Source organism: Pseudomonas sp. P97.38 (assembly GCF_001269745.1).
Lineage (GTDB): Bacteria > Pseudomonadota > Gammaproteobacteria > Pseudomonadales > Pseudomonadaceae > Aquipseudomonas > Aquipseudomonas chlororaphis_E.
In genome coordinates, this window is the sequence record NZ_LHVJ01000035.1 from 65364 (window position 1) to 88643 (window position 23280).

Below are 23280 nucleotides of genomic sequence, written 5' to 3' on the forward strand. Positions count from 1 at the left end.
GGGAGAACTCGCTCTTCAGGGCAAGCGCAGCACCACTTCCACTCCACCCTCGACGTTGCCGATGGTGAACTCCCCGGCATGCAACTGCACCACTTCCTCCACGAAGTTGAGCCCCAGGCCCGTGCTCTTGCGGCCGGTCCCAGGGCGCGGCAGGGAATAGAAACGCTCGCTCAGGCGTGGCAGCGCGTAGTCGGGGATCGGCTCGGCCTGATTGAACAGGCGGATCTCCACCCGCTGGCCGGCACGCTCGGCGCTGAGGCGCAGCAGCCCTTCGGCCGGGGTGAAGTCCAGGGCGTTCTCCAGCAGGTTGCCCAGCGCCTGGCGCAGCAGGAATGGCTCGCCCATCAACACCAGGTCGGCCGCGATGTGCCGTTCGATTCGCAACTGACGGCCCGCGATCCAACCGCTGCGCGCCTCCAGCAGTTGATCGAACAATGCCGCCAGCGGCACCGCGACGACTTCCTCCAGGCCCTGGCGCTGTTCGACCTGGGCCAGGTTGAGCAGGCGCTCGATCAACTGCTGCATGCGCACGCTTTCGCTGTCGATGTTGCTGACGAAGCGCTGGTGCTGGGCCGCGGGCATGTCGCTTTGCAGCAGCTCGGCGGCGCCGCGAATCGCCGCCAGGGGGCTCTTGAGTTCATGCGTCAGCGTGTGCACGTAGCGCTCGACATAGGCCTTGCCTTCCAACTGCGTGCGCATGTGCTCCACAGCGCCCGCCAGTTGCTCGAACTCGCCGCCGCGATAATGCGGCACTTCCACCCGTTGCCCCTGGCTGACGGCCTGGGCGTAACGGGTCAGGCGACGCAGCGCCGAACTGAGCCACCACGACAGCACGGCGCCGAGCAGCAGGCCCAGGCCGATCAAGCCAGCGCCATACAACAGCAGGCGCCGCTCCGTGCGGTCGATATAGGGCTGCAGCGAGCTGTTGGGCTTGGCGACGGTGACCACGCCGATGATCCGGCCGTTGTCGCGAATGGGCGCGCCGACGTGCATCACCGAGGACGCCGGGTCATCCGGGTCGCTGCGGCTCGAACGGGCACCGTAATGGCCGCGCAAGGTCAAGTACACGTCGTTCCAGCGCGAATAATCCTGGCCCACCGCCATCCCACTGGAGTCGAGCACCACGATCCCGTTGGCATCGGTGACGTAGATCCGATGATTGACCTGATTTTTCGGCAAGCCCCAGATCGACGCCGCCGGCTGGCGTTCGCCGTAGGCCTTGAGCAATTGCGGCCAGCGATTCTGGTTGAGGGTGCCGGCCTTGAAATCGTCCCGCAGGATCTCGGCCATCAGGTTGGCCGTGTCCACCAGGGTTTCTTCGGTGGACTGGCGCACGCCAGGACGGATCTGCTCGATCACCGTGCCGAGCACGAAATACCCGGTCAGGCCGATAAACAGCACGTAGACCAGGAAAATCCGGATCCCCAGCGACATCAGCTGTGCCCCGGGCTGTAGCTGTAGCCGAGGCCGCGATGGGTCTGGATCGGCTCGGCCTCGGCCCTGACCAGGCGCAACTTGGCGCGCACGCTCTTGATGTGGCTGTCGATGCTGCGCTCGTAGCCGGCATCGCTGGCGACACCCAGGGCGTCGAGCAACTGTTCGCGGCTGAAGACCCGCTCCGGCTGCTCCAGCAGGCAGTTAAGCAAGCGGAACTCGTGGCGGGTCAGGTTCAGCGGCTTGCCGCGATAGCTGATCTGCACCCGGTCGCTGTCCACCTGGAACAGCGCCGTGCCCGACTCCGGCGCCGGGCGCGGGGCCACGCGCTTGAGAATCGCGCGGACCCTGGCCGCCACTTCCCGGGGGCTGAAGGGCTTGACCACGTAATCGTCGGCACCGATCTCCAGACCCACGACCCGGTCGATCTCGCCATCCCGAGCTGTCAGAAAAATGACCGGAACGTCGCTGAAACGTCTGAGATTCTTGCAGGTTTCAAATCCACTGATATCCGGCAGGCCCACATCGAGGATGATCAGGTCCGCCGGCGTGTGCTGCTGGTGTTCGAGGGCCGCCGCGCCGAGGCTCAGCCAGGTGGTGTCGAAACCCTCTCCTTGCAGCGCAAACACCAGCGTATCGGCGATGGCGGCTTCGTCTTCGACAATCAGAATATGAGGCATGTCTTGCGCGCCCGACAGTAAAGTTGCCGGAACGGTGCCCCAACCCCAGGGGCACGTCAATCGGGGAAATCAGCAGTCCGGCTTGTCAGCCGTATAACGCCGGGCCGGGTTCACCGCCGCACCAAACTCGCGCAGGGCCTTGGCGCCGATCAGCAACGGGTAGTTGAAGCTGCTGCGGTCGGTCAGGTTGACCTCCACGGTGCGCTTGACGTTACCCAGGCACATTTCCAGGTCCACCACCGGGCGCTTGCTCGGGGCGATGGTTTCGTTGTCGTCGTCATCTTCTTCGGAGCGGGTCTTGATCTTGCTGATGCGCGCGATCTTGTGCTCGTAGACCTTGTTGCTCGCATCCTTGGTGGCCAGGCGGAACCGCACCCAGTCATCGCCGTCGCGGGTGAAGGTCTCGATGTCCTTGGCCGACAGCGAAGCGGTCAGCGCGCCGGTGTCCATCTTGGCCTTGAGCACTTCACCGCCGATTTCCGGCAGCGCGATGTATTCATAGCGCCCGTACAGGGTCGGCTCGGCGGCCAGCACTGGAAGGGCCACCAGGGAAAGCAGGGCGAGAATGGATTTCATGCGATAGGGCTTCCTGTGTGGGGTCGGATTTTAGACAGTGGTCGATGGATTCGTTCGGTCGCCCTCGTTACCACTGCGCTGCCCTTGTGGCGAGGGGATTTATCCCCGTTCGAGTGCGAAGCACTCGCCATAGTGCCCAATTGCCGCACAGAGCTTGGGCAGCTGCGCAGCCCAACGGGGATATATCCCCTCGCCACAGAAGCAAACCCAGCATACCGGCCAAAAGGTGAAACATTCGTCCACGCCTATTTGGCCTGCCGCCCGAAGCTGCTTATCATGGCCCGCCCATCTGTCTGCAAGAGTCATTTATGCGCCGCTTGCTCACCGGCTGTCTCGTCACGCTGCTGCTGTTGCTCAACACCCTGGTGCTGTTCGGCCCATTGATGGTGTTCGCCCTGCTCAAGCTGATCCTGCCCGGACGCTTTCGCGACTACGCCTCCTGGGCGGTGATGTGGATCGCCGAGACCTGGGCCGAAATCGACAAGCTGATCTTCGCCCTGTGCATCCCCACCCGCTGGGACATCCGCGGCGGTGCCGACCTGCGTGGCGACACGTCCTACCTGGTCATCAGCAATCACCAATCCTGGGTGGACATCCCCGCCCTGATCCAGACCCTCAACCGCCGCACGCCGTTCTTCAAGTTCTTCCTCAAGAAGGAGCTGATCTGGGTGCCGTTCCTCGGCCTGGCCTGGTGGGCGCTGGATTACCCCTTCATGAAGCGCTACACCAAGGCCTTCCTGGCCAAGAACCCGGAACTGGCCGGCAAGGACCTGGAAATCACCAAGGCCGCCTGCGAGCTGTTCAAGCGCCAACCGGTCACCGTGGTCAACTACCTCGAAGGCACCCGCTTCACCACCGCCAAAAGCCAGCAGCAACAATCGCCTTTCACCCACCTGCTCAAGCCCAAAGCCGGTGGCGTGGCGTTCGTACTGGCAGCGATGGGCGAACAACTGGACGCGATCCTGGATGTCACGGTGGTCTATCCCCAAGACCGGATCCCCGGGTTCTGGGACCTGATCAGCGGCGCCGTGCCCAGGGTCATCATCGACATCCAGACTCGCGAACTGGACCCGGCGCTGTGGCAAGGCGACTACGAAAACGACCCGGTGTTTCGCCAGCAGGTGCAGGAATGGGTGAATCAACTGTGGACAGAGAAGGATCGGCGGATTGCCGTGTTGCGTAGTGGTGACTAGCAGTTCTGATAGTAGGCAGCGCCTGGAAAACCGCCGATGCTGGAGGCCCTGATGACTGGACCTTGCATGGAGCCAGGACATGCTTGCCGATCCTCGCGAAACCGTATTGTGCCGCTATTACTATGATCCGCTGGATCGTCTGACCGCCTGTGCGCCAACTGCAGAAGCTGGCATCCAGCGTTTTTATTGCAAAAGCCGGCTGGCGACTGAGATAAAGGACGCGGTGCAATACAGTGTCTTCCAGCATGACGATCAGTTGTTGGCGCAGGTGCAGCGCGAAAATGCAAAGACCGACGCCACTCTACTGGCGACTGATCAGCAGCGATCGGTATTGAATGCGCTCGATGCAGCTCGACCACATCCGTTCGCCTACACGCCCTACGGCCATCGTCCGGCGGAACACGGCTTGCTCAGTCTGCTGGGATTTAATGGCGAGCGGCCGGACCCGGTGACGGGGCATTATTTGCTGGGGAATGGGTATCGGGCGTTTAATCCGGTTTTGATGAGGTTTAATAGTCCGGATAGTTGGAGTCCGTTTGGGGAGGGTGGGGTTAATGCGTATGCGTATTGTGTTGGAGACCCAAGGAATGCGGTCGATCCAACGGGCCACGTCAAGTTTATCTATTCGATAAAAGATGCAGTTAGAGCATTTAATAAAGAAAGAGCGAATCTTGCAACGACGATTTCGAGAACCGGGCCAATAAGCGGCGATCGTGGGGCTGCGATCGCTTCAAAAACTTCAAAACGTGGAAATTTGGCTGCGCGAGCATCTAACCGCGTCCATAGCTCTGACTTGAAAGACCTCGCGGATACGATCGTGAGAAATGAGCAAGAGCTATCAAACGACGTAAAAACTTACAGCATCAGCACGCCACTGAAAACTTACGAAGAAGCTGTACTTGCGCGTGAAGAAGCTAGGAAGGCGTATAACTATAATAGGACCCCAACCGTATACAAACCCCACTACGTCCAGTACCCGGAAAATGGAAGCTTTATAAACTCCCCAGTACTGCTAGACCCTCTCCATTTTGATGCAGAAATATATTTTCAGAAATTTAAATTTAAAAAACAACAAGCCAAGTACCAAACAGGAAATCGTGATGCCATTCATAGCGCAATCATACGACGAGCCATATATATAAGAAAGTTCACTTCGCATGACTTAATGACTATCCGGAGGTAAACGTAAAACTTCGAAGCGAGAAATTGAGGACAAACACTCACTGGTGTCTACAGAACCTTAAATGGTCAGGTAGTACCACCGCCCCAGACCCCACCCAAATTCTGCAGCAACGAACTCCCCACTCCCTGCTGCCCAAGATACTCAAGAATCACCGGCGCAAACTGGCCAATCATCCCGCTGTCCATGCCCAGCGCACTGAAAGCGTTGTTCAAGTCCCGAATATCCTTGACGTTACCCAGCAAACCATCGAGCAAGGCACTCTTGTCCGAGCCACCACCCAGCAATCCACCCAACCCATTAAGCCCGCCAATGGCGTTGTTGCCTGCGATCTGATCAAGGCCCGGCACGCTTCTGCTCAATTCGGAAAACTGCGGTTCGCTGAGCCGGTTCCTCGCCAGCCCTAGCATTGCCCCGGCGCCGCCAATGGCCTGTTCCGGGGTGATCTTGAGTTCCGAACCCAGGGTGTTGAGCAACCCGGCGGCCTTGGGCGCGGCGGCCACCGCGCCCTCCCCTTGCGCGTTCTGGTGGCCCTGCATGGCCGACAGCACGTTGGCCGCATCATCGAGGCTGAATTGAGCGAAGGCCGGGCTCGCCGCGAACGAGAGCAGGCAAGACAGGGCGAAACCGCGTGAAACCTTCATTGGGGGAACCTCTCGGAGCAATGAAAAACCGCCTGGGGTCGGCGGTATGAAATCGGGCGTTGGACTGGGCCCCAAGGCGAATGTTCCACGTGTGGATATCGACGACCGACCACGCCTCGCCCCCTGTCAACGCCCACCGGGTTACCATACAGTGCGCCTCCCCCCCGCGAGTTTTGCTTATGAACATAAAAATCGGTGGAGCGACCCTCGCGGTCATCCTGACGGGCATGCTCATTGCCTTGGGCGTCAGCGAATGCCAACGCGGCCCGCTCAACCCTGAAGTGGCCGACGGCACCAGCGACGAGCAAAAGACCTGGTTGACCATTGAACACCGTATCAAGCGCTACGACCCGGCCCTGACCGAGGTCATCCGCAACGACCCGCAAACGCTGACGGTGCGCTATCGTCCCGCTGTACCCCCGGAAAGCGACGACGCCTGGGTGGGAGACCTGTTGCGCGTGGTCGGCCACGGCCTGGCGGCGCTCAATAATGCGCCGGGCGGCAAGCAGTACTCGCATGTGACGGTCCAGGCTCGGCGGCTGGCCGACGACGATGTGGAGCTGGCCTACGACATGCAGGGTTTCGACACCATCAAGACCCAACAGGACGGCTACACCACCTTCGCCAGCCAACCTCGTAGCCTGACATTGAGCCGTGCCGCCCTCGCCCAGGTTCAAGACGACTGTCGCAACTCGAGTACACAGGGTTTCTACCCTGAATTCTGCGAGCGGGTCAGGACGGCAATCGCCCGCAACTGACCGTGGCGAGCCAGCTTGCTCGCGCTCAAATGCGCAGCGCTCGCCCCTGGTGCTGAAAAACGAGGGCTGCTTCGCACCCCAGCGGAAGCAAGCTCCCTCGCCACAATGGTGTTTCGGTCAGTGGGGTACGGGCGCCGCACGGCGGCATGACCGCTTCGTGACAATCATCTGAATATCACCGGCAAACAGTTATTTCCTTTCGGCATTGCCTACTGTCAGCTCTGACAGTAGGCACTCGTTCTGCCCGAAATTAAGCTCCCATTGTGTCAACGGAAACGAGGCGAATGAGCCCTAAAGCTCGCCGTGCTTTCATTCATTCGGGCAAGGACAATAAAAATGAGTGACCGAATCAAAGGAACCGTTAAATGGTTTAACGATGCAAAAGGCTATGGATTTATTACCTGCGGCACGGGCGGCGAAGAACTGTTCGTTCATTATTCCGCGATTTCCGGCGAGGGTTATAAAACCTTGAAAGAACGACAAGCAGTGTCTTTTGAAATAGAGCGAAGCGAGAAAGGCATGCAGGCGACGAGAGTCACGCCAGAATAGTACGACTCGCGAAACTTAAAATAATATGTAGATACGAGGAGTAATTTTATGGATAAGCAGCTGGACAGATATCGCGAAAATCTAATTATCAACGGTACATTTGAAACCGGTCTTGAAGGCTGGAACGCTACCCGTGTTACATGGGCAGGCGGTCGCGCACGGTTCGCGCCTAATGGCAACCTGAGGCAGACCGTTAGGCTAAATACGCCAGGCACCGTTAGATTATTGTTTAATATTTCTTCGTATTACGGCATCGGTGGAGTCAGGCTTTCGGTAGGGAACGGCTATTGCAGCATCAATCGGACAGGCCCTTACGAAGTCGATTTCACCGTCGACAACGCAGGCTCCATCGACCTGATCTTCACGTCACAAGGCGCTTTTGATATCGATGATGTCGAGTTCTATTTTGACGAAGCCGAGTGCCAACCGGTACAGCTGCTGCAGAATGGCAGCTTCGATAATGGACTTGAGGAGTGGGACTACGACGGGGAGATAAATATCGTCGACGGGCAAGCGCATTTGAGTGAGCGCTCAAGGCTCGTCCAACAAATCGCGGTGAAACCTGGCACGCCGATAAAGGTTTCTTATTCTTTGAAGACAAGCAATCCTTGCAGCGCCTCGTGCACCATTCTTGAATATGGCAAGCGCTGGTTCATTGGATCTCAGCCTGATAAGTGGAGTGCAGGAGGCCTCGCGTTTGTCGCACCGGAAGGCATCGCTCCGACGCTCGCTCATGTTGAGTTCCGACTGCACTCCTCACCTTACGTCAAACCTTTCTTTCTACACCTGGACGACATCGAGGTTTGGGCCTGTCCCGGAGCAGCGGACGCTATGACAAAAGTCCGGCACGACCTGTGGTCGATTGACCAGAGTATCGATGGTGAGCAGGACACAGGAGCGACATCGTGACGAACTCATCTGCCATGCCGGTCGAACGCGAAAATGTACTCTGCCAATACAGCTACGACCCTTTGGATCGGCTGGTCGCCTGCACGCCAACCGCCCAGGCCGGTTCCCAGCGGTTCTACCTGAAGGAACGCCTATCCACCGAAATTCAAGGTTCGGCGCAGCGTTCGATTTTCCAGCAAGGCGATCAACTTCTGGCTCAACAGCAGCAGGCGGATACTGTCAAAACTACGCTCATCGCAACCGATCGTCAGCGGTCCGTACTGCATGGGCTCGACACACTGCAGCCTCGTGCCATTGCCTACTCGCCATATGGCCACCGCGCTTCAGAAAGCGGTTTAGAAGGCCTGCTCGGCTTCAATGGTGAAAGACCGGACCCAGTGACGGGGCATTATTTATTGGGCAATGGTTACCGAGCATTCAGTACCGTACTGATGCGTTTCAATAGCCCGGACTCAATGAGCCCGTTCGGGAAAGGTGGCTTGAACGCCTATGCATACTGTCACGGTGACCCTATAAATCGAATAGACCCTACTGGCCATATCAGTCTCCTCAAGCCGCTATTGAGGATGATGGGGCTTAGAACACCTAAAAAAACCGTCACTGTTCATGGAATCGAGTTACGCGTTCCAACTAATAAGAGGCTGAAATCTTTCATCGAAACCCCTACCGAGGAATATAAAAAGACGTTAGACCCTTCCTTGATTGAGGCGCAACATAGGCCACAGGCGATCGAGTACGAAAAGCTGTTAATAACAATCAACACTAAAATTATTGAAAGCGAGAAACGTGCTGCAAGAATGATAAAGAATTTGAGAGCAACCAAACACAATACAGCTCGTTACGAAGAAATAACACTTCAAATAAAACGAGACCGAGCCCAATTTCAACACGACCTTGTTGAATACAATAGATTCATTCGTAATTCAACACGTCTACCTACCTACGACGAGATCTTCGAGATTGCACCACCCGCTTATGATCCTTCAATGTGACGGCCAAGGCATATCCAAACCCAGCCAGAACATCTCTCTCATCAAATGCATGAAAAGGAAGCTCAGAGGAGCTTCCTTTTCACTACGACGCTATTATCACGCCGCACTAAACATCTTATGCGGATCAATCACAAACTTCTTAGGCACACCCGCATCGAACTCGCCGTACCCCTTCGGCGCGTCGTCCAGGCTGATCACCTGCACACCGACGATTTCAGCAATGTTGATACGGTCCCACATGATCGCTTGCATGAGCGCGCGGTTGTACTTCATGACCGGGGTCTGGCCGGTGTGGAAGCTGTGGGATTTGGCCCAGCCCAGGCCGAAGCGGATGCTCAGGGCACCGATCTTGGCGGCGGCATCGACGGCGCCCGGGTCTTCGGTCACGTACAGGCCGGGGATACCGATCTTGCCGGCGACGCGGGTCACTTGCATCAGGGAGTTGAGCACGGTCGCCGGGGCTTCGTGCTTGACGCCTTCATGGCCGTGACCACGGGCTTCGAAGCCCACGGCATCGACGGCGCAGTCGACTTCCGGTTCGCCCAGCAGGTCGGCGATCTGTTCGTGCAGCGGGGTGTCCTTGGACAGGTCGGCGATTTCGAAGCCCTGGGCCTTGGCGTGGGCCAGGCGCACCGGGTTGACGTCACCCACGATCACCACGGCCGCACCCAACAGGCGCGCCGAAGCAGCGGCCGCCAGGCCAACCGGGCCGGCGCCAGCGATGTATACGGTGCTGCCTGGGCCGACACCTGCGGTCACGGCACCGTGGTAGCCGGTCGGCAGGATGTCGGAGAGGCAGGTCAGGTCACGGATTTTTTCCATGGCCTTGTCACGGTTCGGCAGTTTCAGCAGGTTGAAGTCGGCATACGGCACCAGCACGTATTCGGCCTGGCCGCCAGTCCAGTCGCCCATGTCGACGTAGCCGTAGGCACCACCGGCACGCGCCGGGTTGACGGTCAGGCAGACGCCGGTGTGTTGCTCTTTGCAGGAACGGCAGCGCCCGCATGCAACGTTGAACGGCACCGATACCAGGTCGCCGATCTTCAGGTTCTCGACATCGCTGCCCTTCTCGATCACTTCACCGGTGATCTCGTGCCCCAGGACCAGGCCGGTCTGGGCGGTGGTACGGCCACGCACCATGTGTTGGTCGGAGCCGCAGATGTTGGTGGAGACTACGCGCAGGATGACGCCGTGCTCGATCTTCCTGCCACGCGGGTCCTGCATTTTGGGATAGTCGATTTTCTGCACTTCGACCTTGCCTTGGCCGAGATACACGACACCACGATTACCGGACATGCTTTCACCTCGCTGTTGTTTTTATGAAACTGCGTTGCCTAGACAGGCAGCGCGTTGATTGCTCGGGTTAGTGCTTGTGTCTTTGTTTCTTTGTTGTCTGTAAGGGCCTCATCGCGAGCAAGCTCGCTCCCACATGTTTTTCGGTGTAACTAATATTTGTATACCGACACAAATCCTGTGGGAGCGAGCTTGCTCGCGATGTCGGCCTAGAGAACGACCGTTCTGTTGGCGTTGAGGAACACCCGCCGTTCAATGTGATACCCCACCGCCCGGGCCAACGTCAGCCCTTCGATATCCCGCCCCTTGGCGATCAGGTCCTCGGGGTAGTGGCTGTGATCCACCACCTCCACGCCTTGGGCGATGATCGGGCCTTCGTCCAGGTCGTTGTTGATGTAGTGCGCCGTCGCGCCCACCAGCTTCACGCCCTTGTTATAGGCCTGGTGATACGGCTTGGCGCCCTTGAAGCCCGGCAGCAGGGAGTGATGGATGTTGATCGCCTTGCCATCGAGCTTGCGGCACAGCTCCGGCGACAGCACCTGCATGTAACGGGCGAGGATCACCAGTTCAGCGCCGGTGTCTTCGATCACCTGCCACACCTGGCGCTCCTGGGCCGGTTTGTCGTTCGGGTCCAGGGGGAAATGGTAGTAGGGAATCTCGTGCCAGTCGGCGAGCGGCTTGAGGTCCGGGTGGTTGGACACCACGGCCACCACGTCCATGGACAACTGGCCGATGCGCTGGCGGTAGAGCAAGTCGTTGAGGCAGTGATCGGCCTTGGAGACCATGATCACCACTTTGGGCCGGTAGTTCGGCGCAGTCAGCTCGAAGACCATGCCAAAGGCTTCGGCACGCTCGGCCAGGCCGGCACGGAAACCCTGTTCGTCGAAGCCCTCGGGCTGGCGGAATTCCACGCGAATGAAGAACCGCGCCGAAAGACGGTCGTCGAAGGAATGGTGTTCAGTGACGTAGCAGCCCTGCTCGAACAGAAAGCGGGTCACCGCGTCCACCGTGCCGAGCACGCTGGGGCAGTCGGCAGTCAAGATCCATGTGTCTGGGGCGCGGCTCATTGCGGTGACTCCTGTTCAAATTTTCGGTGCGACAGAGAAACCCTGTGGCGAAGGAGCTTGCTCCCGCTGGGTTGCGCAGCAACCCCAATGTCAGCAACCGCGTCCTTATCAGGAACGCGGGCTCAGGTTTACGACTGCTACGCAGCCGAGCGGGAGCAAGCTCCCTCGCCACAAAAGCATTCGAGCACTGCGTTAAGCCTGAACACTCAAGCCATACTCAGCCGAAGCGTCCTGCAACCACAGCCACCAGTAATCCGAGAAGCTGCGGCGGATCAGCAGCTCCCAGGTGTCTTCGCCGGTGTGGCGGATCACCAGTTGCGACTTGGCGAACACCGTGCCCACGGCCTTACCCACCGGGAAGTTGCTTGGGTGAACATCGTAGCTGGTGGATTTCATCAGCACGTCGCGCACGTTCGGGCCCGACAGTTCGAGGATCTGCTGGCCGCCGCTGACGTTGACGATCTGGATGTGCAGGTCGCCCAGGGCTTCGCGCAGTTTCTGCTCGGCGGCAAATTCTTCGCCGGTCGGCACCACCAGCAGCCATTCATCCGGCCCCATCCATTGCAGGCTGGTCTCGCCCTTGACGATGACACTCAGCGCACCCGGCAATTCGATGCCCAGGGCTTTGTGCACGCCCGCGGCGAAGGCCGCGTCATGGCCGTCGCCACGAATCGTCAGGTGGCCGAGCAGTTTTTTCTCGCGCACGGTCACACCGGCGTTCTTGCGGCCCTTGCCCACCAGGCTGGCGAGGTCGGCATGGTGCAGCGACGACTCGGCTTTGGCCCCGGTGGTTGGGCGTTGTTGGTACACGTTGACTGCGGTCATATAGCACCTGCTCTGAATACTGTTTAGTCAAACCCTTGCGGTGGCTGTCAGGCCGCCATCGCGAGCAAGCTCGCTCCCACAAGGGTTACGCGATCAACTGTGGGAGCGAGCTTGCTCGCGATGATGCCGACGAGGTATCGCTGGCATCCCACAGGACCTCAAGCCACTAGATATTCTGCCGATCCCCCTTCGGATCGAAGAACACCGAGGAAACGATCTCGGCCTCGATCACGCTGCCATCGGCCTGCGGCGAGAAGACCCGCTCACCGATACGCTTCAAGCCCCCCTTGACCACACCCATGGCAAACGAATAACCCAGGGAGTTGTGCGCGTAGCTGGAGGTCACGTGACCGACCATGGTCATCGGGATCGCCTGCTTGGGGTTGAAGACCAGTTGCGCGCCTTCCGGCAGCCAGACATTCGGGTCGATCGGCTTGAGGCCCACCAGTTGCTTGCGGTTCTCACGCACGCAATCTTCACGGTTCATGCCGCGCCAGCCGATCCACGAGAACGGTTTGGTACGGCCCACGCACCAACCCATGTTCAGGTCGTCCGGGGTCATCGAGCCGTCGGTGTCCTGACCGACGATGATGAAGCCCTTCTCGGCCCGCAACACGTGCATGGTTTCGGTGCCGTAAGGGGTCAGGTTGTACTTCTTGCCCGCCTCGACGATCTTTTCGAGCACGCCCATGGCGTAGTCGGCCTGCACGTTGACTTCGTACGACAGCTCACCGGTGAACGAGATCCGGAACACGCGGGCCGGCACGCCGCCCACCAGGCCTTCCTTCCAGGTCATGAACGGGAAGCCGTCACGGTCCAGGTCGATATCGGTGACTTCGCTCAGCAGCTTGCGGCTGTTGGGCCCCGACAGGGTCATGGTCGCCCAGTGGTCGGTGACCGAGGTGAAGTACACCTTCAGGTCCGGCCATTCGGTCTGCTGGTAGATCTCCAGCCATTGCAGCACACGGGCCGCACCGCCGGTGGTGGTGGTCATGATGAAATGGTTGTCGGCGACGCAGGCGGTGACCCCGTCGTCGAAGACCATGCCGTCTTCCTTGCACATCAGGCCGTAGCGAGCCTTGCCCACGTCGAGCTTGGTCCAGGCGTTGGTGTAGATGCGGTTGAGGAACTCACGGGCATCCGGGCCCTGGATGTCGATCTTGCCCAGGGTCGAGGCGTCCAGCAGGCCGACGCTGTCACGCACGGCCTTGCATTCGCGCTTGACCGCAGCGTGCATGTCTTCGCCGTTCCTTGGGAAATACCAAGGGCGTTTCCATTGGCCGACGTCTTCGAATTCGGCACCGTTCTTCACGTGCCAGGCGTGCAGCGCGGTGAAGCGAACCGGTTCGAAGATGTGCCCGCAGTGCCGGCCGGCCACCGCGCCGAAGGTCACCGGCGTGTAGTTCGGACGGAACATCGTGGTGCCCATCTGCGGGATGCTCACGTTCAGCGAGCGCGCCGCGATGGCCAGGCCGTTGACGTTGCCCAGCTTGCCCTGGTCGGTGCCGAAGCCCAGGGCGGTGTAGCGCTTGACGTGCTCGACCGACTCGAAGCCTTCGCGGGTGGCGAGTTCGATCGCGGCGGCAGTGACGTCGTTCTGCAGGTCGACGAATTGCTTCGGCGCCCGTGCAGTGGCTTTTTCGTGAGGCACCTGGAACAGCGCCAGGGTTGGCTCTTCGTGGCGGCTCAAGGCTTTGGGCAACACGCCCTCCACCGCCTTGAAGCCGGCTTCGCTGGCCGCGCGCACGCCGCCTTCGAAACCATCGGCCAGGGAATCGCCCAGGCCGTAGACGCCATTCACGCCGCCGACGCACACGCGCTTCTGCGGTGCTTCGCCCGGTACGAAACCGAGGATGTCTTCACGCCAGATCGGCTTGCCACCCAGGTGCGAAGCCAGGTGGACCACCGGGCTGTAGCCGCCGGAACTGGCGACCAGATCGCAGTCCAGCCATTCGCCTGGGCTGGTGACTTTTTGCGCACGCACGTCGATCGCGGCGACACGGGCACCGGTCACGCGCTTGCTGCCACGGGCCTCGATCACGGCGCTGCCGGTGAGAATGCGGATGCCCTTGGCACGCGCCTCTTCCACCAGCGCACCCCGAGGGTTGCTGCGGGCATCGGCGACGGCGACCACTTGCAGGCCGGCGTCGAACCAGTCCAGCGCCACGCGATAGGCGTGGTCGTTGTTGGTGCTCAGCACCAGTTTCTTGCCCGGTGCCACGCCGTAGCGACGCACGTAGGTGGAAACCGCGCCGGCCAGCATGTTGCCCGGCACGTCGTTGTTGCCGTAGACCAGCGGCCGCTCGCAAGCGCCGGTGGCCAACACCACGCGCTTGGCGCGGACACGGTTGATGCGCTGGCGCACCTGGCCGATCGGCGCACGATCACCGAGGTGGTCGGTGAGGCGCTCGTGGATGGTCAGGAAGTTATGGTCGTGGTAGCCGTTGACGGTGGCGCGCGGCAACAGCACGACTTCCGGCATCGAACGCAGCTCGGCGATCACCGCCGCCACCCATTCGGTGGCCGGCTTGCCGTCCAGGCTCTCGCGGGAGTCGAGCAGGCTGCCGCCGAACTCTTCCTGCTCGTCCGCCAGGATCACTCGCGCACCGCTGCGGGCCGCTGCCAGCGCGGCAGCCAGGCCGGCAGGACCGGCACCGACCACCAGCACGTCGCAGTGACGGTTCATGTAGTCGTAGGTGTCCGGATCGTTCTCGGTCGGCGAGCGACCCAGGCCCGCGGCCTTGCGGATGTACTTCTCGTACGTCATCCAGAACGACTGTGGATACATGAAGGTCTTGTAGTAGAAGCCCGGCGGCATCAGCTTGCCGCCGACCTTGCCGAGGATGCCCATCATGTCGTTGTTCACGTTCGGCCAGCCGTTGGTGCTGGTGGCGACCAGGCCCTGGTACAGCGCCTGTTGAGTGGCCCGCACGTTAGGGATCTGGGTGGCTTCGGTGGCACCGATCTGCAACACGGCGTTCGGCTCTTCCGCGCCGGCGGCGAAGATGCCCCGTGGACGGGAATACTTGAAGCTGCGGCCGATGATATCGACGCCGTTGGCCAGCAATGCGGCGGCCAGGGTGTCGCCTTCGAAGCCTTTGTAGGTCTGGCCGTTGAAGGTGAAGCTCAGCACTTTGTTGCGGTCGATCCGTCCGCCGTTGGACAGGCGATTGATCTGGCTCATACCTTCTCTCCCAGAGCCTGTGCGGCCGCTTTCGGACTGTCAGCCTTGTCGGTGAATTGCGGCTTTTGGCCGATCTTGTAGGTTTCCAGGATTTCGTAGCTCACCGTGTCACGGGTCGCGTTGAAGTACTGGCGGCAACCGGCCGCGTGGATCCACAACTCATGGTGCAGGCCGCGAGGGTTGTCGCGGAAGAACATGTAGTCGCCCCACTGCTCGTCGGTGCAGGCATTCGGGTCCAGTGGACGCGGGATGTGCGCCTGGCCGGACGAATGGAATTCCTCTTCGGAGCGCAGTTCGCCGCAGTGAGGACAGAAGATGTGCAACATAGGGATTTCTCCTTCCTGTTAGTGGGCGACGGCAGCAGCGCCGTGTTCGTCGATCAATGCACCGTTGTGGAAACGGTCGATGGAAAACGGCGCGGCCAGCGGGTGCATCTCACCCTTGGCCAGGCTGGCGGCAAACACGTTGCCCGAGCCCGGGGTGGCCTTGAAGCCGCCGGTGCCCCAACCGCAGTTGAAGAACATGTTCGGCACCGGGGTCTTGGAGATGATCGGGCAGGCGTCCGGCGTGGTGTCGACGATGCCGCCCCACTGGCGGTTCATGCGCACCCGCGAGAGCACCGGGAACATCTCGACGATGGCCTGGATGGTGTGTTCGATCACCGGGTACGAACCGCGCTGGCCGTAGCCGACCCAGCCGTCGATACCGGCACCGATCACCAGGTCGCCCTTGTCGGACTGGCTGATGTAGCCGTGCACGGCGTTGGACATGATCACGCTGTCGATGATCGGCTTGATCGGCTCGGACACCAGCGCTTGCAGCGGATGGGATTCGACCGGCAGGCGGAAACCGGCCAGCTTGGCCATGTGCCCGGAGTTACCGGCGGTCACCACGCCGACGCGCTTGGCGCCGATGAAGCCCTTGTTGGTTTCCACACCGATGCACACGCCGTTTTCCTTGCGGAAACCGATCACTTCGGTCTGCTGGATCAGGTCCACGCCCAAGGCGTCGGCGGCACGGGCAAAGCCCCAGGCCACGGCATCGTGACGGGCCACGCCGCCGCGACGCTGGACAGTGGCGCCCAGCACCGGGTAACGGGTGTTCTTCGAGCAATCCAGGTACGGGATCTCGTCGGCCACTTGCTTGGCGTTGAGCAGTTCGCCGTCCACGCCGTTGAGGCGGTTGGCGTTGACCCGGCGCTCGGAATCACGGATGTCCTGCAGGGTGTGGCACAGGTTGTACACACCGCGCTGGGAGAACATGACGTTGTAGTTCAGGTCTTGGGACAGGCCTTCCCAGAGCTTCATGGCGTGCTCGTACAGGTGGGCCGATTCGTCCCACAGGTAGTTGGAGCGCACGATGGTGGTGTTGCGCGCGGTGTTACCGCCGCCCAGCCAGCCCTTCTCGACCACGGCCACGTTGGTGATGCCGTGCTCCTTGGCCAGGTAGTAGGCGGTCGCCAGGCCATGCCCGCCACCGCCGACGATCACCACGTCGTAGACTTTCTTCGGGGTCGGCGTGCGCCACATCCGCTGCCAGTTTTCGTGATGGCTGAGAGAGTGTTTGAAGAGGCCGAAGCCCGAATAGCGTTGCATAGTCATTACTCCAAAACCGACTCAGCGATAAACCGGGAAGTCCGCGCACAGGGCCGACACTTGCTGGGCGACGTTGGCTTCGACATCGGCGTCGCCGAGGTTGTCGAGGATGTCGCAGATCCAGCCGGCCAGCGTCACGCACTGGGAAACCTTGAAACCGCGAGTGGTCACCGCCGGAGTACCGATGCGCAGGCCCGAGGTCACGAATGGCGACTGCGGGTCGTTCGGCACGGCGTTCTTGTTGACGGTGATGTGGGCGCGGCCCAAGGCGGCATCGGCGTCCTTGCCGGTCAGGCCCTGACGGATCAGGCTGACCAGGAACAGGTGGTTATCGGTGCCGCCGGACACTACATCGTAGCCGCGCTTGATGAACACGCCAGCCATGGCCTGGGCATTCTCGATCACTTGCTGCTGGTAGGCCTTGAAGCCGGGCTCCAGCGCTTCCTTGAAGCACACGGCCTTACCGGCGATCACGTGCATCAGCGGACCGCCCTGGGCGCCGGGGAATACCGCGGCGTTGAGCTTCTTCTCGATCTCTTCGTTGGACTTGGCCAGGATCAGGCCGCCACGTGGACCGCGCAGGGTCTTGTGGGTGGTGGTGGTGACCACGTCGGCATAAGGCAGCGGATTCGGGTACAGGCCGGCGGCGACCAGGCCCGCCACGTGGGCCATGTCGACGAACAGCAGGGCACCGACCTTGTCGGCGATCTGGCGGAAACGCGGGAAGTCGAGGGTCTTGGAGTAGGCCGAGAAACCGGCGACGATCATTTTCGGCTTGTGCTCGACCGCCAGGCGCTCGACTTCGTCGTAGTCGATCAGGCCGGTGGTGGTGTCGATGCCGTACTGCACCGCGTTATAGAGCTTGCCCGAGGACGACACCTTGGCGCCGTGGGTCAGGTGACCACCGTGGGCCAGGCTCATGCCCAGGATGGTGTCGCCGGCTTGCAGCAGGGCCAGGTACACGGCGCTGTTGGCCGAAGAACCGGAGTGCGGCTGGACGTTGGCGTAGTCGGCGCCGAACAGCTGCTTGGCGCGCTCGATGGCCAGGGCTTCGACCTTGTCGACGTGCTCGCAGCCACCGTAGTAGCGCTTGCCTGGATAGCCTTCGGCATATTTGTTGGTCAGGCCGCTGCCCTGGGCCTGCATCACGCGCTTGCTGGTGTAGTTTTCCGACGCGATCAGCTCGATGTGATCTTCCTGGCGTTGCTCTTCGGCATTCATCGCCGCCAGCAGTGCATCGTCATAGCCTTGGATTTGGTCTTGCTTGCTGAACATCGCGTCTCTCCCAGCGGCGGCGGTGCGCCTTTTCGTCTCGGTGAGGCACGGACCCTTTGGTCGTGCCCTTTGGAAGCGATGGTATGGCTGGCGCAGACAGGTCAAATGCCTATGGACGCCACACAAAGGCGCGTTTACGACATGTGTCGCAAAGGAGTTCCAGCACCGCCCCGTGGCGAGGGAGCTTGCTCCCGCTCGGCTGCGCAGCAGTCGTGAAACCGACAAATGCGGGGCGCCTGTCATTCTCAGGCCTTGGGGCTACTTCATAGCCCAGCGGGAGCAAGCTCCCTCGCCACAGGGGGATTACGCGACGGCCAGACGAACCGCGAGCAGAACCAGAAAATGCGCCGGATAAAGCACATAAGCCCAACGCCGCATGGCCGGCGGATGAATACGACCAACCTGTCGCAACAGCAACAGCCCGAGCACTGGCGCCAGCAGGCAAGCCACCAGCCCCCACAGCGCCACGGCATTGCCCAGCCACGCCGCGCCGTAAAGCGCCCGCCACTGATTGGCCGCCACGCACACCACCCCCGGCAACACGGCGAAGTACCAGGGCCGGCGAATCACCAGCAGCAACGCCAGTGGCAGCAACACGCCGAAGAAGCCGAACATCAGTTGCGCAGAGAACAGTGCCGACAACACCAGCGCCCCCACCGCCAGGCCACGCGCCTCCAGGGTCGGCGTCTGCCAACTGCGCGCCACCAGCAGGCCCAGGGTCAGGGTCGGCAACACATTGAGCGTCGCCCCCTCAGGAAAGAACAGCCGATAAGGCACTTCACTCACCGCGCCGAACAACAGCAACCAGCCCAGGTAACGCCACGGCAGGGCGCTGGCGCCGATGCGTGCCAGGTTTGCCGCCATCGCCAGGCAGAACCAGGGGAATGCCAGGCGCCCCGGCACGTACAGCCAATCGGCGGAGAAACCGACATATCGCAGATGATCGAGCACCATCGCCAACAGAGCCAGCCACTTGAGCAAATCCAGCGCCCCGTCACGTCGGCTCATGGGCAAGGCGACGCAATGACATTGTGATTTCCTGACAGAAACATCCGGTGTGTTCCCCCGCTAATCTTGGGTAAAGTGCGCACCAACATCGAACACGGCGTCGTGGACCCAAGCGCGCCGACCCCGGAACGCCCCCACCCGGGACGTCCACTCAGGGAACTCTTTATCCAGGACTCTCTACCTCAGGAGCAAGGCCATGACCGACAAGAGTCAACAGTTTGCCAGCGACAACTATTCCGGTATTTGCCCCGAAGCCTGGGCCGCCATGGAAGAAGCCAACCAGGGTCACCAACGCGCTTACGGCGACGACGAGTGGACCCACCGGGCCGCCGATGATTTCCGCGCCTTGTTTGAAACCGACTGCGAAGTGTTCTTCGCGTTCAACGGCACCGCGGCCAACTCCCTGGCACTGTCCTCGCTATGCCAGAGTTACCACAGCGTGATCTGCTCGGAAACCGCCCACGTCGAAACCGACGAGTGCGGGGCGCCGGAGTTCTTCTCCAACGGTTCCAAACTGCTGGTGGCCCGCACCGAAAACGGCAAGCTGACCCCCGACTCGATCCGCGAGATCGCCCTCAAGCGCCAGGACATCCATTATCCCAAGCCGCGCGTCGTGACCCTGACCCAGGCCACGGAAGTCGGCAGCGTCTACACCCCGGAAGAAATCCGCGCCATCAGCATCACCTGCAAGGAATTGGGGCTGAATCTGCACATGGACGGCGCGCGCTTTTCCAACGCCTGCGCTTTCCTCGGCTGCTCCCCTGCCGACCTGACCTGGAAAGCCGGCGTGGACGTGCTGTGCTTCGGCGGGACGAAAAACGGCATGGCGGTGGGCGAGGCGATCCTGTTCTTCAATCACGACCTGGCCGAAGACTTCGACTACCGCTGCAAGCAGGCGGGGCAACTGGCCTCGAAGATGCGCTTTCTCTCCGCGCCCTGGGTCGGCCTGCTGCAGGACGACGCCTGGCTCAAGCACGCCCGCCACGCCAACCACTGCGCCCAGCTCCTGGCGCAACTGGTGAGTGACATTCCTGGCGTGGAACTGATGTTCCCGGTCCAGGCCAATGGCGTGTTCCTGCAACTCTCGGAAGCCGCCATCACCACCCTCACCGCCCGCGGCTGGCGGTTCTACACGTTCATCGGCAAGGGCGGCGCCCGCTTCATGTGCTCGTGGGACACCGAAGAGGCGCGGGTAAGGGAATTGGCGGCAGACATCCGGGAAGTGATGAGCGTCTGAGGCGAGCACAATTTGGCAGGAAAGGCCCTTTTGTGGCGAGGGAGCTTGCTCCCGCCCGACTGCACAGCAGTCGCAATCCTGACGATGCAATCTCACTGATGGACCGCATGCACTTGTAAAGGGGCTGCTACGCCCGGGCGCGGACCGGCCCAGCAGAAACAAGCTCCCTCGCCACAGAGGGGGCGGCTGGCGGATCAGAACTCGATCCGCACATCCCCCTTCGGCACGCTGCAGCACGACAGGATGTAGCCTTCGGCTTCGTCGTCCTCGGTGATGCCGCCGTTGTGGTCCATCTCCACTTCCCCACCCAGCTTCAACACCTTGCAGGTTCCGCAGATGCCCATGCCACAGGCCTTGGGAATCATCATGCCGAGCTTGGCGGCGGCGGCATGGACGGTTTCGCCCGGTGCCACGCGAATGCTCTTGCCCGAGGAGGTGAACTCCACCAGGTGCAGGTCCGCGGCATCGACTTCGGGCGCTTCGGCGGCCTGCTCGGCTTGCTCCACGGCGTCGGCCCGGGCTTCCGGCGGCGTGGCGCCGAAGGATTCCTCGTGATACCGCTTCATGTCGAAGCCGGCACTCTCCAGCAAGCGCTTGACCGCGTTCATGTACGGCGTCGGGCCGCAGCAGAACACCTCGCGCTCCATGAAGTCCGGCGCCATCAGCTCCAGCATCTTGTGGTTCAGGTAGCCGCGATAACCGGCCCAAGGCTCGCCCAGGCCATGCTTCTCACAAATCAGGTGCAGGCTGAAGTTGTCGATCCGCGACGCCATGTGCTCCAGCTCGCGGTGGTAGATGATGTCCTTGGGCGAACGGGCACTGTGGATGAACACCATGTCGACGTTGGCATTGGTGTCGTAGTACCAGCGCGCCATGGACATCACCGGGGTAATGCCGACGCCGCCGCTGAGGTAGAGGACTTTCGGGGCGGAGAAGTCGATGGCATTGAACAGCCCAACCGGCCCGTGCACTGCCAGCTCCTGGCCCTCATGCAGGGTGTCATGCAGCCAGTTCGAGACCTTGCCGCCCGGCACGCGCTTGATGGTCACCGAGAAACTGTAGGGCACCGACGGCGAACTGGAGATGGTGTAGGAGCGCATGACCGGCTGGCCTTCGATCTCCAGCTCCAGGGTGACGAATTGCCCCGGCTTGAAAAAGAACATGATCGGCTGGTCGGCCATGAAACAGAACGTACGCACATCCCAGGTTTCCTGGATGACTTTGACGCACCGCACGATATGTCGGCCATTGGCCCAGGTCTGGGTGGTGACCGGGTTCAGGAAATTATTGGACATGCTCATCTCCACGGCCGACTGCCGGCCTTCATGTTGGCGATTGTGCGCAGGCCCCGACACCGCCGTTTACCTATTCGCGACATTGACATACTTATCGCGACCAGCCCCCAACCACCGGGGCTTGCGCGTCGGGAACAGATTGGGCCATGTCGCCCATGGATAAGGTTCGCCCCCTGCGCGGCCCCACACTCGCCCCAACAGACAAACAACGTTTTCTGCCTTGCGTAGCACAACCGATTAGTCATTTCGCCGGCCACACAGATGGCCATGAGGATACAACGATGGACGTGACCACAACCCTGAGCCTGGGCGATCCGCTGGAACCCGCACGCAAGGCCACCGCACAGATGCTGCAGGAGCGCGAGCGCACGTTCTCGTTGCCCCAGCCGTTCTACAACGACGAGCGCCTGTTCGACATCGACATGCAGGAGATCTTCCAGAAGGAATGGTTGATCGCCGGCATGACCTGCGAGATCCCGACCAAGGGCAACTACCTGACCCTGCAGGTCGGCAAGAACCCGATCATCGTGATTCGCGGCGCCGACGGCGTGGTGCATGCCTTCCACAACGTCTGCCGCCACCGCGGTTCACGCCTGTGCACCAGCGACAAAGGCAAGGTGGCCAAGCTGGTCTGCCATTATCACCAGTGGACCTACGAGCTGGACGGTCGCCTGCTGTTCGCCGGCACCGAGATGGGCGCCGACTTCGACATGAAGCAGTACGGCCTCAAGCCAGTGAACGTGAAGACCGCCGGCGGCTACATCTTCATCAGCCTGGCGGAGAATCCACCGGCCATCGATGACTTCCTGTCGACGCTCAGCCACTACATGGAACCGTACGACATGGAAAACACCAAGGTGGCGGTGCAAACCACCTTGATGGAAAAGGCCAACTGGAAGCTGGTCCTGGAAAACAACCGCGAGTGCTACCACTGCGGCGGTTCGCACCCGGAACTGCTCAAGACCCTGCTGGAATGGGACGACGTCACCGACCCGCGGGCCGACCAGGCGTTCAAGGACCACGTGGCCGCGTCCGCCGCCGCGTGGGAGGCCGAGAAGATCCCTTACGCCCACGCCAGCTTCGGCCTGCGCAACCGTATCGTGCGCATGCCGCTGCTCAAGGGCACCGTGTCGATGACACTGGACGGCAAGCAAGGCTGCGCCAAGCTGATGGGTCGCATCAAGAACCCGGACCTGGGCTCGATGCGCATCCTGCACCTGCCGCATTCGTGGAACCACTGCATGGGCGACCACATCATCGTGTTCACCGTGTGGCCGATCAGCGCCCAGGAAACCATGGTCACCACCAAGTGGCTGGTGCACAAGGACGCCGTCGAAGGCGTGGACTATGACGTGGCGCGCATGCGCGAAGTCTGGGACGCCACCAACGACCAGGACCGTCGCCTGGCCGAGGAAAACCAGCGCGGCATCAACTCCACCGCCTACCAGCCTGGCCCATACTCCAAGACCTATGAGTTCGGCGTGGTGAACTTCGTCGACTGGTACAGCGAGCGCATGCTCAACAACCTGGGTGCCGAGCCGGCGCCGTACCTCAAGGGCGTGCCGGTCCAGGGCTAAGTCAGAAGC

21 protein-coding genes are annotated in these 23280 nt (G+C 61.1%); 8 read left to right on the forward strand and 13 right to left on the reverse strand.

Annotated features, from left to right (window positions below; all coding sequences use genetic code 11):
- Positions 1-15 precede the first annotated feature (15 nt).
- The 3 genes from creC to AD664_RS26345 form a co-directional block, all read right to left on the reverse strand.
- A complete protein-coding gene (gene creC / locus AD664_RS26335) occupies positions 16-1434 on the reverse strand; it encodes a two-component system sensor histidine kinase CreC (protein ID WP_053151475.1) in 1419 nt (472 codons plus the stop codon).
- Entirely contained in the window at positions 1434-2114 is a 681-nt protein-coding gene (gene creB / locus AD664_RS26340) for a two-component system response regulator CreB (RefSeq protein ID WP_053151477.1), read from the reverse strand. Before creB ends, creC begins: the two co-directional genes overlap by 1 nt.
- 69 nt (positions 2115-2183) lie before the next feature.
- Positions 2184-2690: an ATP-dependent zinc protease gene (locus tag AD664_RS26345; protein ID WP_042729606.1), complete on the reverse strand. Its 507-nt coding sequence runs from the start codon at positions 2688-2690 to the stop codon at positions 2184-2186.
- Positions 2691-2998: 308 nt separating this feature from the next.
- Between AD664_RS26345 and AD664_RS26350 the strand changes: the two genes are divergently transcribed.
- Positions 2999-3883, forward strand: a complete 885-nt coding sequence (locus tag AD664_RS26350; RefSeq protein WP_053151481.1) for an acyltransferase — start codon at positions 2999-3001, stop codon at positions 3881-3883.
- Positions 3884-3962: 79 nt separating this feature from the next.
- Positions 3963-5066: an RHS repeat-associated core domain-containing protein gene (locus AD664_RS28005; protein ID WP_256207190.1), complete on the forward strand. Its 1104-nt coding sequence runs from the start codon at positions 3963-3965 to the stop codon at positions 5064-5066.
- Between the two features lie 65 nt (positions 5067-5131).
- Here AD664_RS28005 and AD664_RS26360 read toward each other — a convergent pair whose 3' ends face one another.
- A complete protein-coding gene (locus tag AD664_RS26360) occupies positions 5132-5707 on the reverse strand; it encodes a DUF2780 domain-containing protein (RefSeq protein ID WP_053151483.1) in 576 nt (191 codons plus the stop codon).
- 179 nt (positions 5708-5886) lie between these two features.
- Between AD664_RS26360 and AD664_RS26365 the strand changes: the two genes are divergently transcribed.
- The 4 genes from AD664_RS26365 to AD664_RS26375 all read left to right on the forward strand — a co-directional run bounded on the left by AD664_RS26365 (position 5887) and on the right by AD664_RS26375 (position 8915).
- Positions 5887-6465: a hypothetical protein gene (locus tag AD664_RS26365; protein ID WP_053151485.1), complete on the forward strand. Its 579-nt coding sequence runs from the start codon at positions 5887-5889 to the stop codon at positions 6463-6465.
- A 336-nt stretch (positions 6466-6801) separates the two neighbouring features.
- Positions 6802-7014: a cold-shock protein gene (locus AD664_RS27420; protein ID WP_083454267.1), complete on the forward strand. Its 213-nt coding sequence runs from the start codon at positions 6802-6804 to the stop codon at positions 7012-7014.
- A 48-nt stretch (positions 7015-7062) separates the two neighbouring features.
- Positions 7063-7923 (forward strand): hypothetical protein, encoded by an 861-nt coding sequence (locus tag AD664_RS26370; protein WP_053151487.1) that lies wholly within the window; start codon positions 7063-7065, stop codon positions 7921-7923.
- Positions 7920-8915, forward strand: a complete 996-nt coding sequence (locus tag AD664_RS26375) for an RHS repeat-associated core domain-containing protein (protein WP_371261002.1) — start codon at positions 7920-7922, stop codon at positions 8913-8915. Before AD664_RS26370 ends, AD664_RS26375 begins: the two co-directional genes overlap by 4 nt.
- Positions 8916-9011: 96 nt before the next feature.
- On the opposite strand, the gene fdhA is transcribed toward AD664_RS26375, so the two are convergent.
- The 8 genes from fdhA to AD664_RS26415 form a co-directional block, all read right to left on the reverse strand.
- Positions 9012-10211 (reverse strand): formaldehyde dehydrogenase, glutathione-independent, encoded by a 1200-nt coding sequence (gene fdhA / locus AD664_RS26380; protein WP_053151494.1) that lies wholly within the window; start codon positions 10209-10211, stop codon positions 9012-9014.
- A gap of 206 nt (positions 10212-10417) precedes the next feature.
- A complete protein-coding gene (gene purU / locus AD664_RS26385; protein ID WP_053151497.1) occupies positions 10418-11275 on the reverse strand; it encodes a formyltetrahydrofolate deformylase in 858 nt (285 codons plus the stop codon).
- A 192-nt stretch (positions 11276-11467) separates the two neighbouring features.
- On the reverse strand, positions 11468-12100 hold the full coding sequence (locus tag AD664_RS26390; protein WP_053151499.1) for a sarcosine oxidase subunit gamma: 633 nt from the start codon (positions 12098-12100) through the stop codon (positions 11468-11470).
- 166 nt (positions 12101-12266) lie between these two features.
- Entirely contained in the window at positions 12267-15284 is a 3018-nt protein-coding gene (locus AD664_RS26395) for a sarcosine oxidase subunit alpha (RefSeq protein WP_053151500.1), read from the reverse strand.
- The gene (locus tag AD664_RS26400) at positions 15281-15610 is read right to left on the reverse strand and encodes a sarcosine oxidase subunit delta (RefSeq protein ID WP_042732031.1); all 330 of its coding nucleotides are present in this window, start codon (positions 15608-15610) and stop codon (positions 15281-15283) included. The genes AD664_RS26395 and AD664_RS26400 overlap by 4 nt, the downstream gene beginning before the upstream one ends.
- 18 nt (positions 15611-15628) lie before the next feature.
- Positions 15629-16879, reverse strand: coding sequence for a sarcosine oxidase subunit beta family protein (locus AD664_RS26405; protein ID WP_024779446.1), 1251 nt, complete (start codon positions 16877-16879; stop codon positions 15629-15631).
- A 21-nt stretch (positions 16880-16900) separates the two neighbouring features.
- Positions 16901-18154 (reverse strand): serine hydroxymethyltransferase, encoded by a 1254-nt coding sequence (gene glyA, locus AD664_RS26410; protein WP_042732030.1) that lies wholly within the window; start codon positions 18152-18154, stop codon positions 16901-16903.
- A gap of 303 nt (positions 18155-18457) precedes the next feature.
- Entirely contained in the window at positions 18458-19162 is a 705-nt protein-coding gene (locus AD664_RS26415; RefSeq protein ID WP_053151503.1) for a TraX family protein, read from the reverse strand.
- A gap of 196 nt (positions 19163-19358) precedes the next feature.
- Here AD664_RS26415 and AD664_RS26420 point away from each other — a divergent pair, with 196 nt between their 5' ends.
- Positions 19359-20399 (forward strand): low specificity L-threonine aldolase, encoded by a 1041-nt coding sequence (locus tag AD664_RS26420; RefSeq protein ID WP_053151505.1) that lies wholly within the window; start codon positions 19359-19361, stop codon positions 20397-20399.
- A gap of 194 nt (positions 20400-20593) precedes the next feature.
- Here the strand turns inward: AD664_RS26420 and gbcB are convergent, their stop codons facing one another.
- Positions 20594-21694: a glycine-betaine demethylase subunit GbcB gene (gbcB, locus tag AD664_RS26425; RefSeq protein WP_042730734.1), complete on the reverse strand. Its 1101-nt coding sequence runs from the start codon at positions 21692-21694 to the stop codon at positions 20594-20596.
- A 281-nt stretch (positions 21695-21975) separates the two neighbouring features.
- Here gbcB and gbcA point away from each other — a divergent pair, with 281 nt between their 5' ends.
- Positions 21976-23271: a glycine-betaine demethylase subunit GbcA gene (gbcA, locus tag AD664_RS26430; RefSeq protein ID WP_053151507.1), complete on the forward strand. Its 1296-nt coding sequence runs from the start codon at positions 21976-21978 to the stop codon at positions 23269-23271.
- Positions 23272-23280 lie beyond the last annotated feature (9 nt).

Bases quoted from the DNA above. Each gene is read 5' to 3' on its own strand.
- glyA (WP_042732030.1), bottom strand. From the start codon at position 18,154: ATGTTCAGCAAGCAAGACCAAATCCAAGGCTATGACGATGCACTGCTG.
- AD664_RS26395 (WP_053151500.1), bottom strand. From the start codon at position 15,284: ATGAGCCAGATCAATCGCCTGTCCAACGGCGGACGGATCGACCGCAAC.
- AD664_RS26350 (WP_053151481.1), top strand. From the start codon at position 2,999: ATGCGCCGCTTGCTCACCGGCTGTCTCGTCACGCTGCTGCTGTTGCTC.
- fdhA (WP_053151494.1), bottom strand. From the start codon at position 10,211: ATGTCCGGTAATCGTGGTGTCGTGTATCTCGGCCAAGGCAAGGTCGAA.
- AD664_RS28005 (WP_256207190.1), top strand. From the start codon at position 3,963: ATGCTTGCCGATCCTCGCGAAACCGTATTGTGCCGCTATTACTATGAT.
- AD664_RS26420 (WP_053151505.1), top strand. From the start codon at position 19,359: ATGACCGACAAGAGTCAACAGTTTGCCAGCGACAACTATTCCGGTATT.
- AD664_RS27420 (WP_083454267.1), top strand. From the start codon at position 6,802: ATGAGTGACCGAATCAAAGGAACCGTTAAATGGTTTAACGATGCAAAA.
- AD664_RS26370 (WP_053151487.1), top strand. From the start codon at position 7,063: ATGGATAAGCAGCTGGACAGATATCGCGAAAATCTAATTATCAACGGT.
- AD664_RS26400 (WP_042732031.1), bottom strand. From the start codon at position 15,610: ATGTTGCACATCTTCTGTCCTCACTGCGGCGAACTGCGCTCCGAAGAG.
- gbcA (WP_053151507.1), top strand. From the start codon at position 21,976: ATGGACGTGACCACAACCCTGAGCCTGGGCGATCCGCTGGAACCCGCA.
- AD664_RS26365 (WP_053151485.1), top strand. From the start codon at position 5,887: ATGAACATAAAAATCGGTGGAGCGACCCTCGCGGTCATCCTGACGGGC.
- AD664_RS26390 (WP_053151499.1), bottom strand. From the start codon at position 12,100: ATGACCGCAGTCAACGTGTACCAACAACGCCCAACCACCGGGGCCAAA.
- gbcB (WP_042730734.1), bottom strand. From the start codon at position 21,694: ATGTCCAATAATTTCCTGAACCCGGTCACCACCCAGACCTGGGCCAAT.
- creC (WP_053151475.1), bottom strand. From the start codon at position 1,434: ATGTCGCTGGGGATCCGGATTTTCCTGGTCTACGTGCTGTTTATCGGC.
- AD664_RS26360 (WP_053151483.1), bottom strand. From the start codon at position 5,707: ATGAAGGTTTCACGCGGTTTCGCCCTGTCTTGCCTGCTCTCGTTCGCG.
- creB (WP_053151477.1), bottom strand. From the start codon at position 2,114: ATGCCTCATATTCTGATTGTCGAAGACGAAGCCGCCATCGCCGATACG.
- AD664_RS26405 (WP_024779446.1), bottom strand. From the start codon at position 16,879: ATGCAACGCTATTCGGGCTTCGGCCTCTTCAAACACTCTCTCAGCCAT.
- AD664_RS26345 (WP_042729606.1), bottom strand. From the start codon at position 2,690: ATGAAATCCATTCTCGCCCTGCTTTCCCTGGTGGCCCTTCCAGTGCTG.
- AD664_RS26415 (WP_053151503.1), bottom strand. From the start codon at position 19,162: ATGAGCCGACGTGACGGGGCGCTGGATTTGCTCAAGTGGCTGGCTCTG.
- purU (WP_053151497.1), bottom strand. From the start codon at position 11,275: ATGAGCCGCGCCCCAGACACATGGATCTTGACTGCCGACTGCCCCAGC.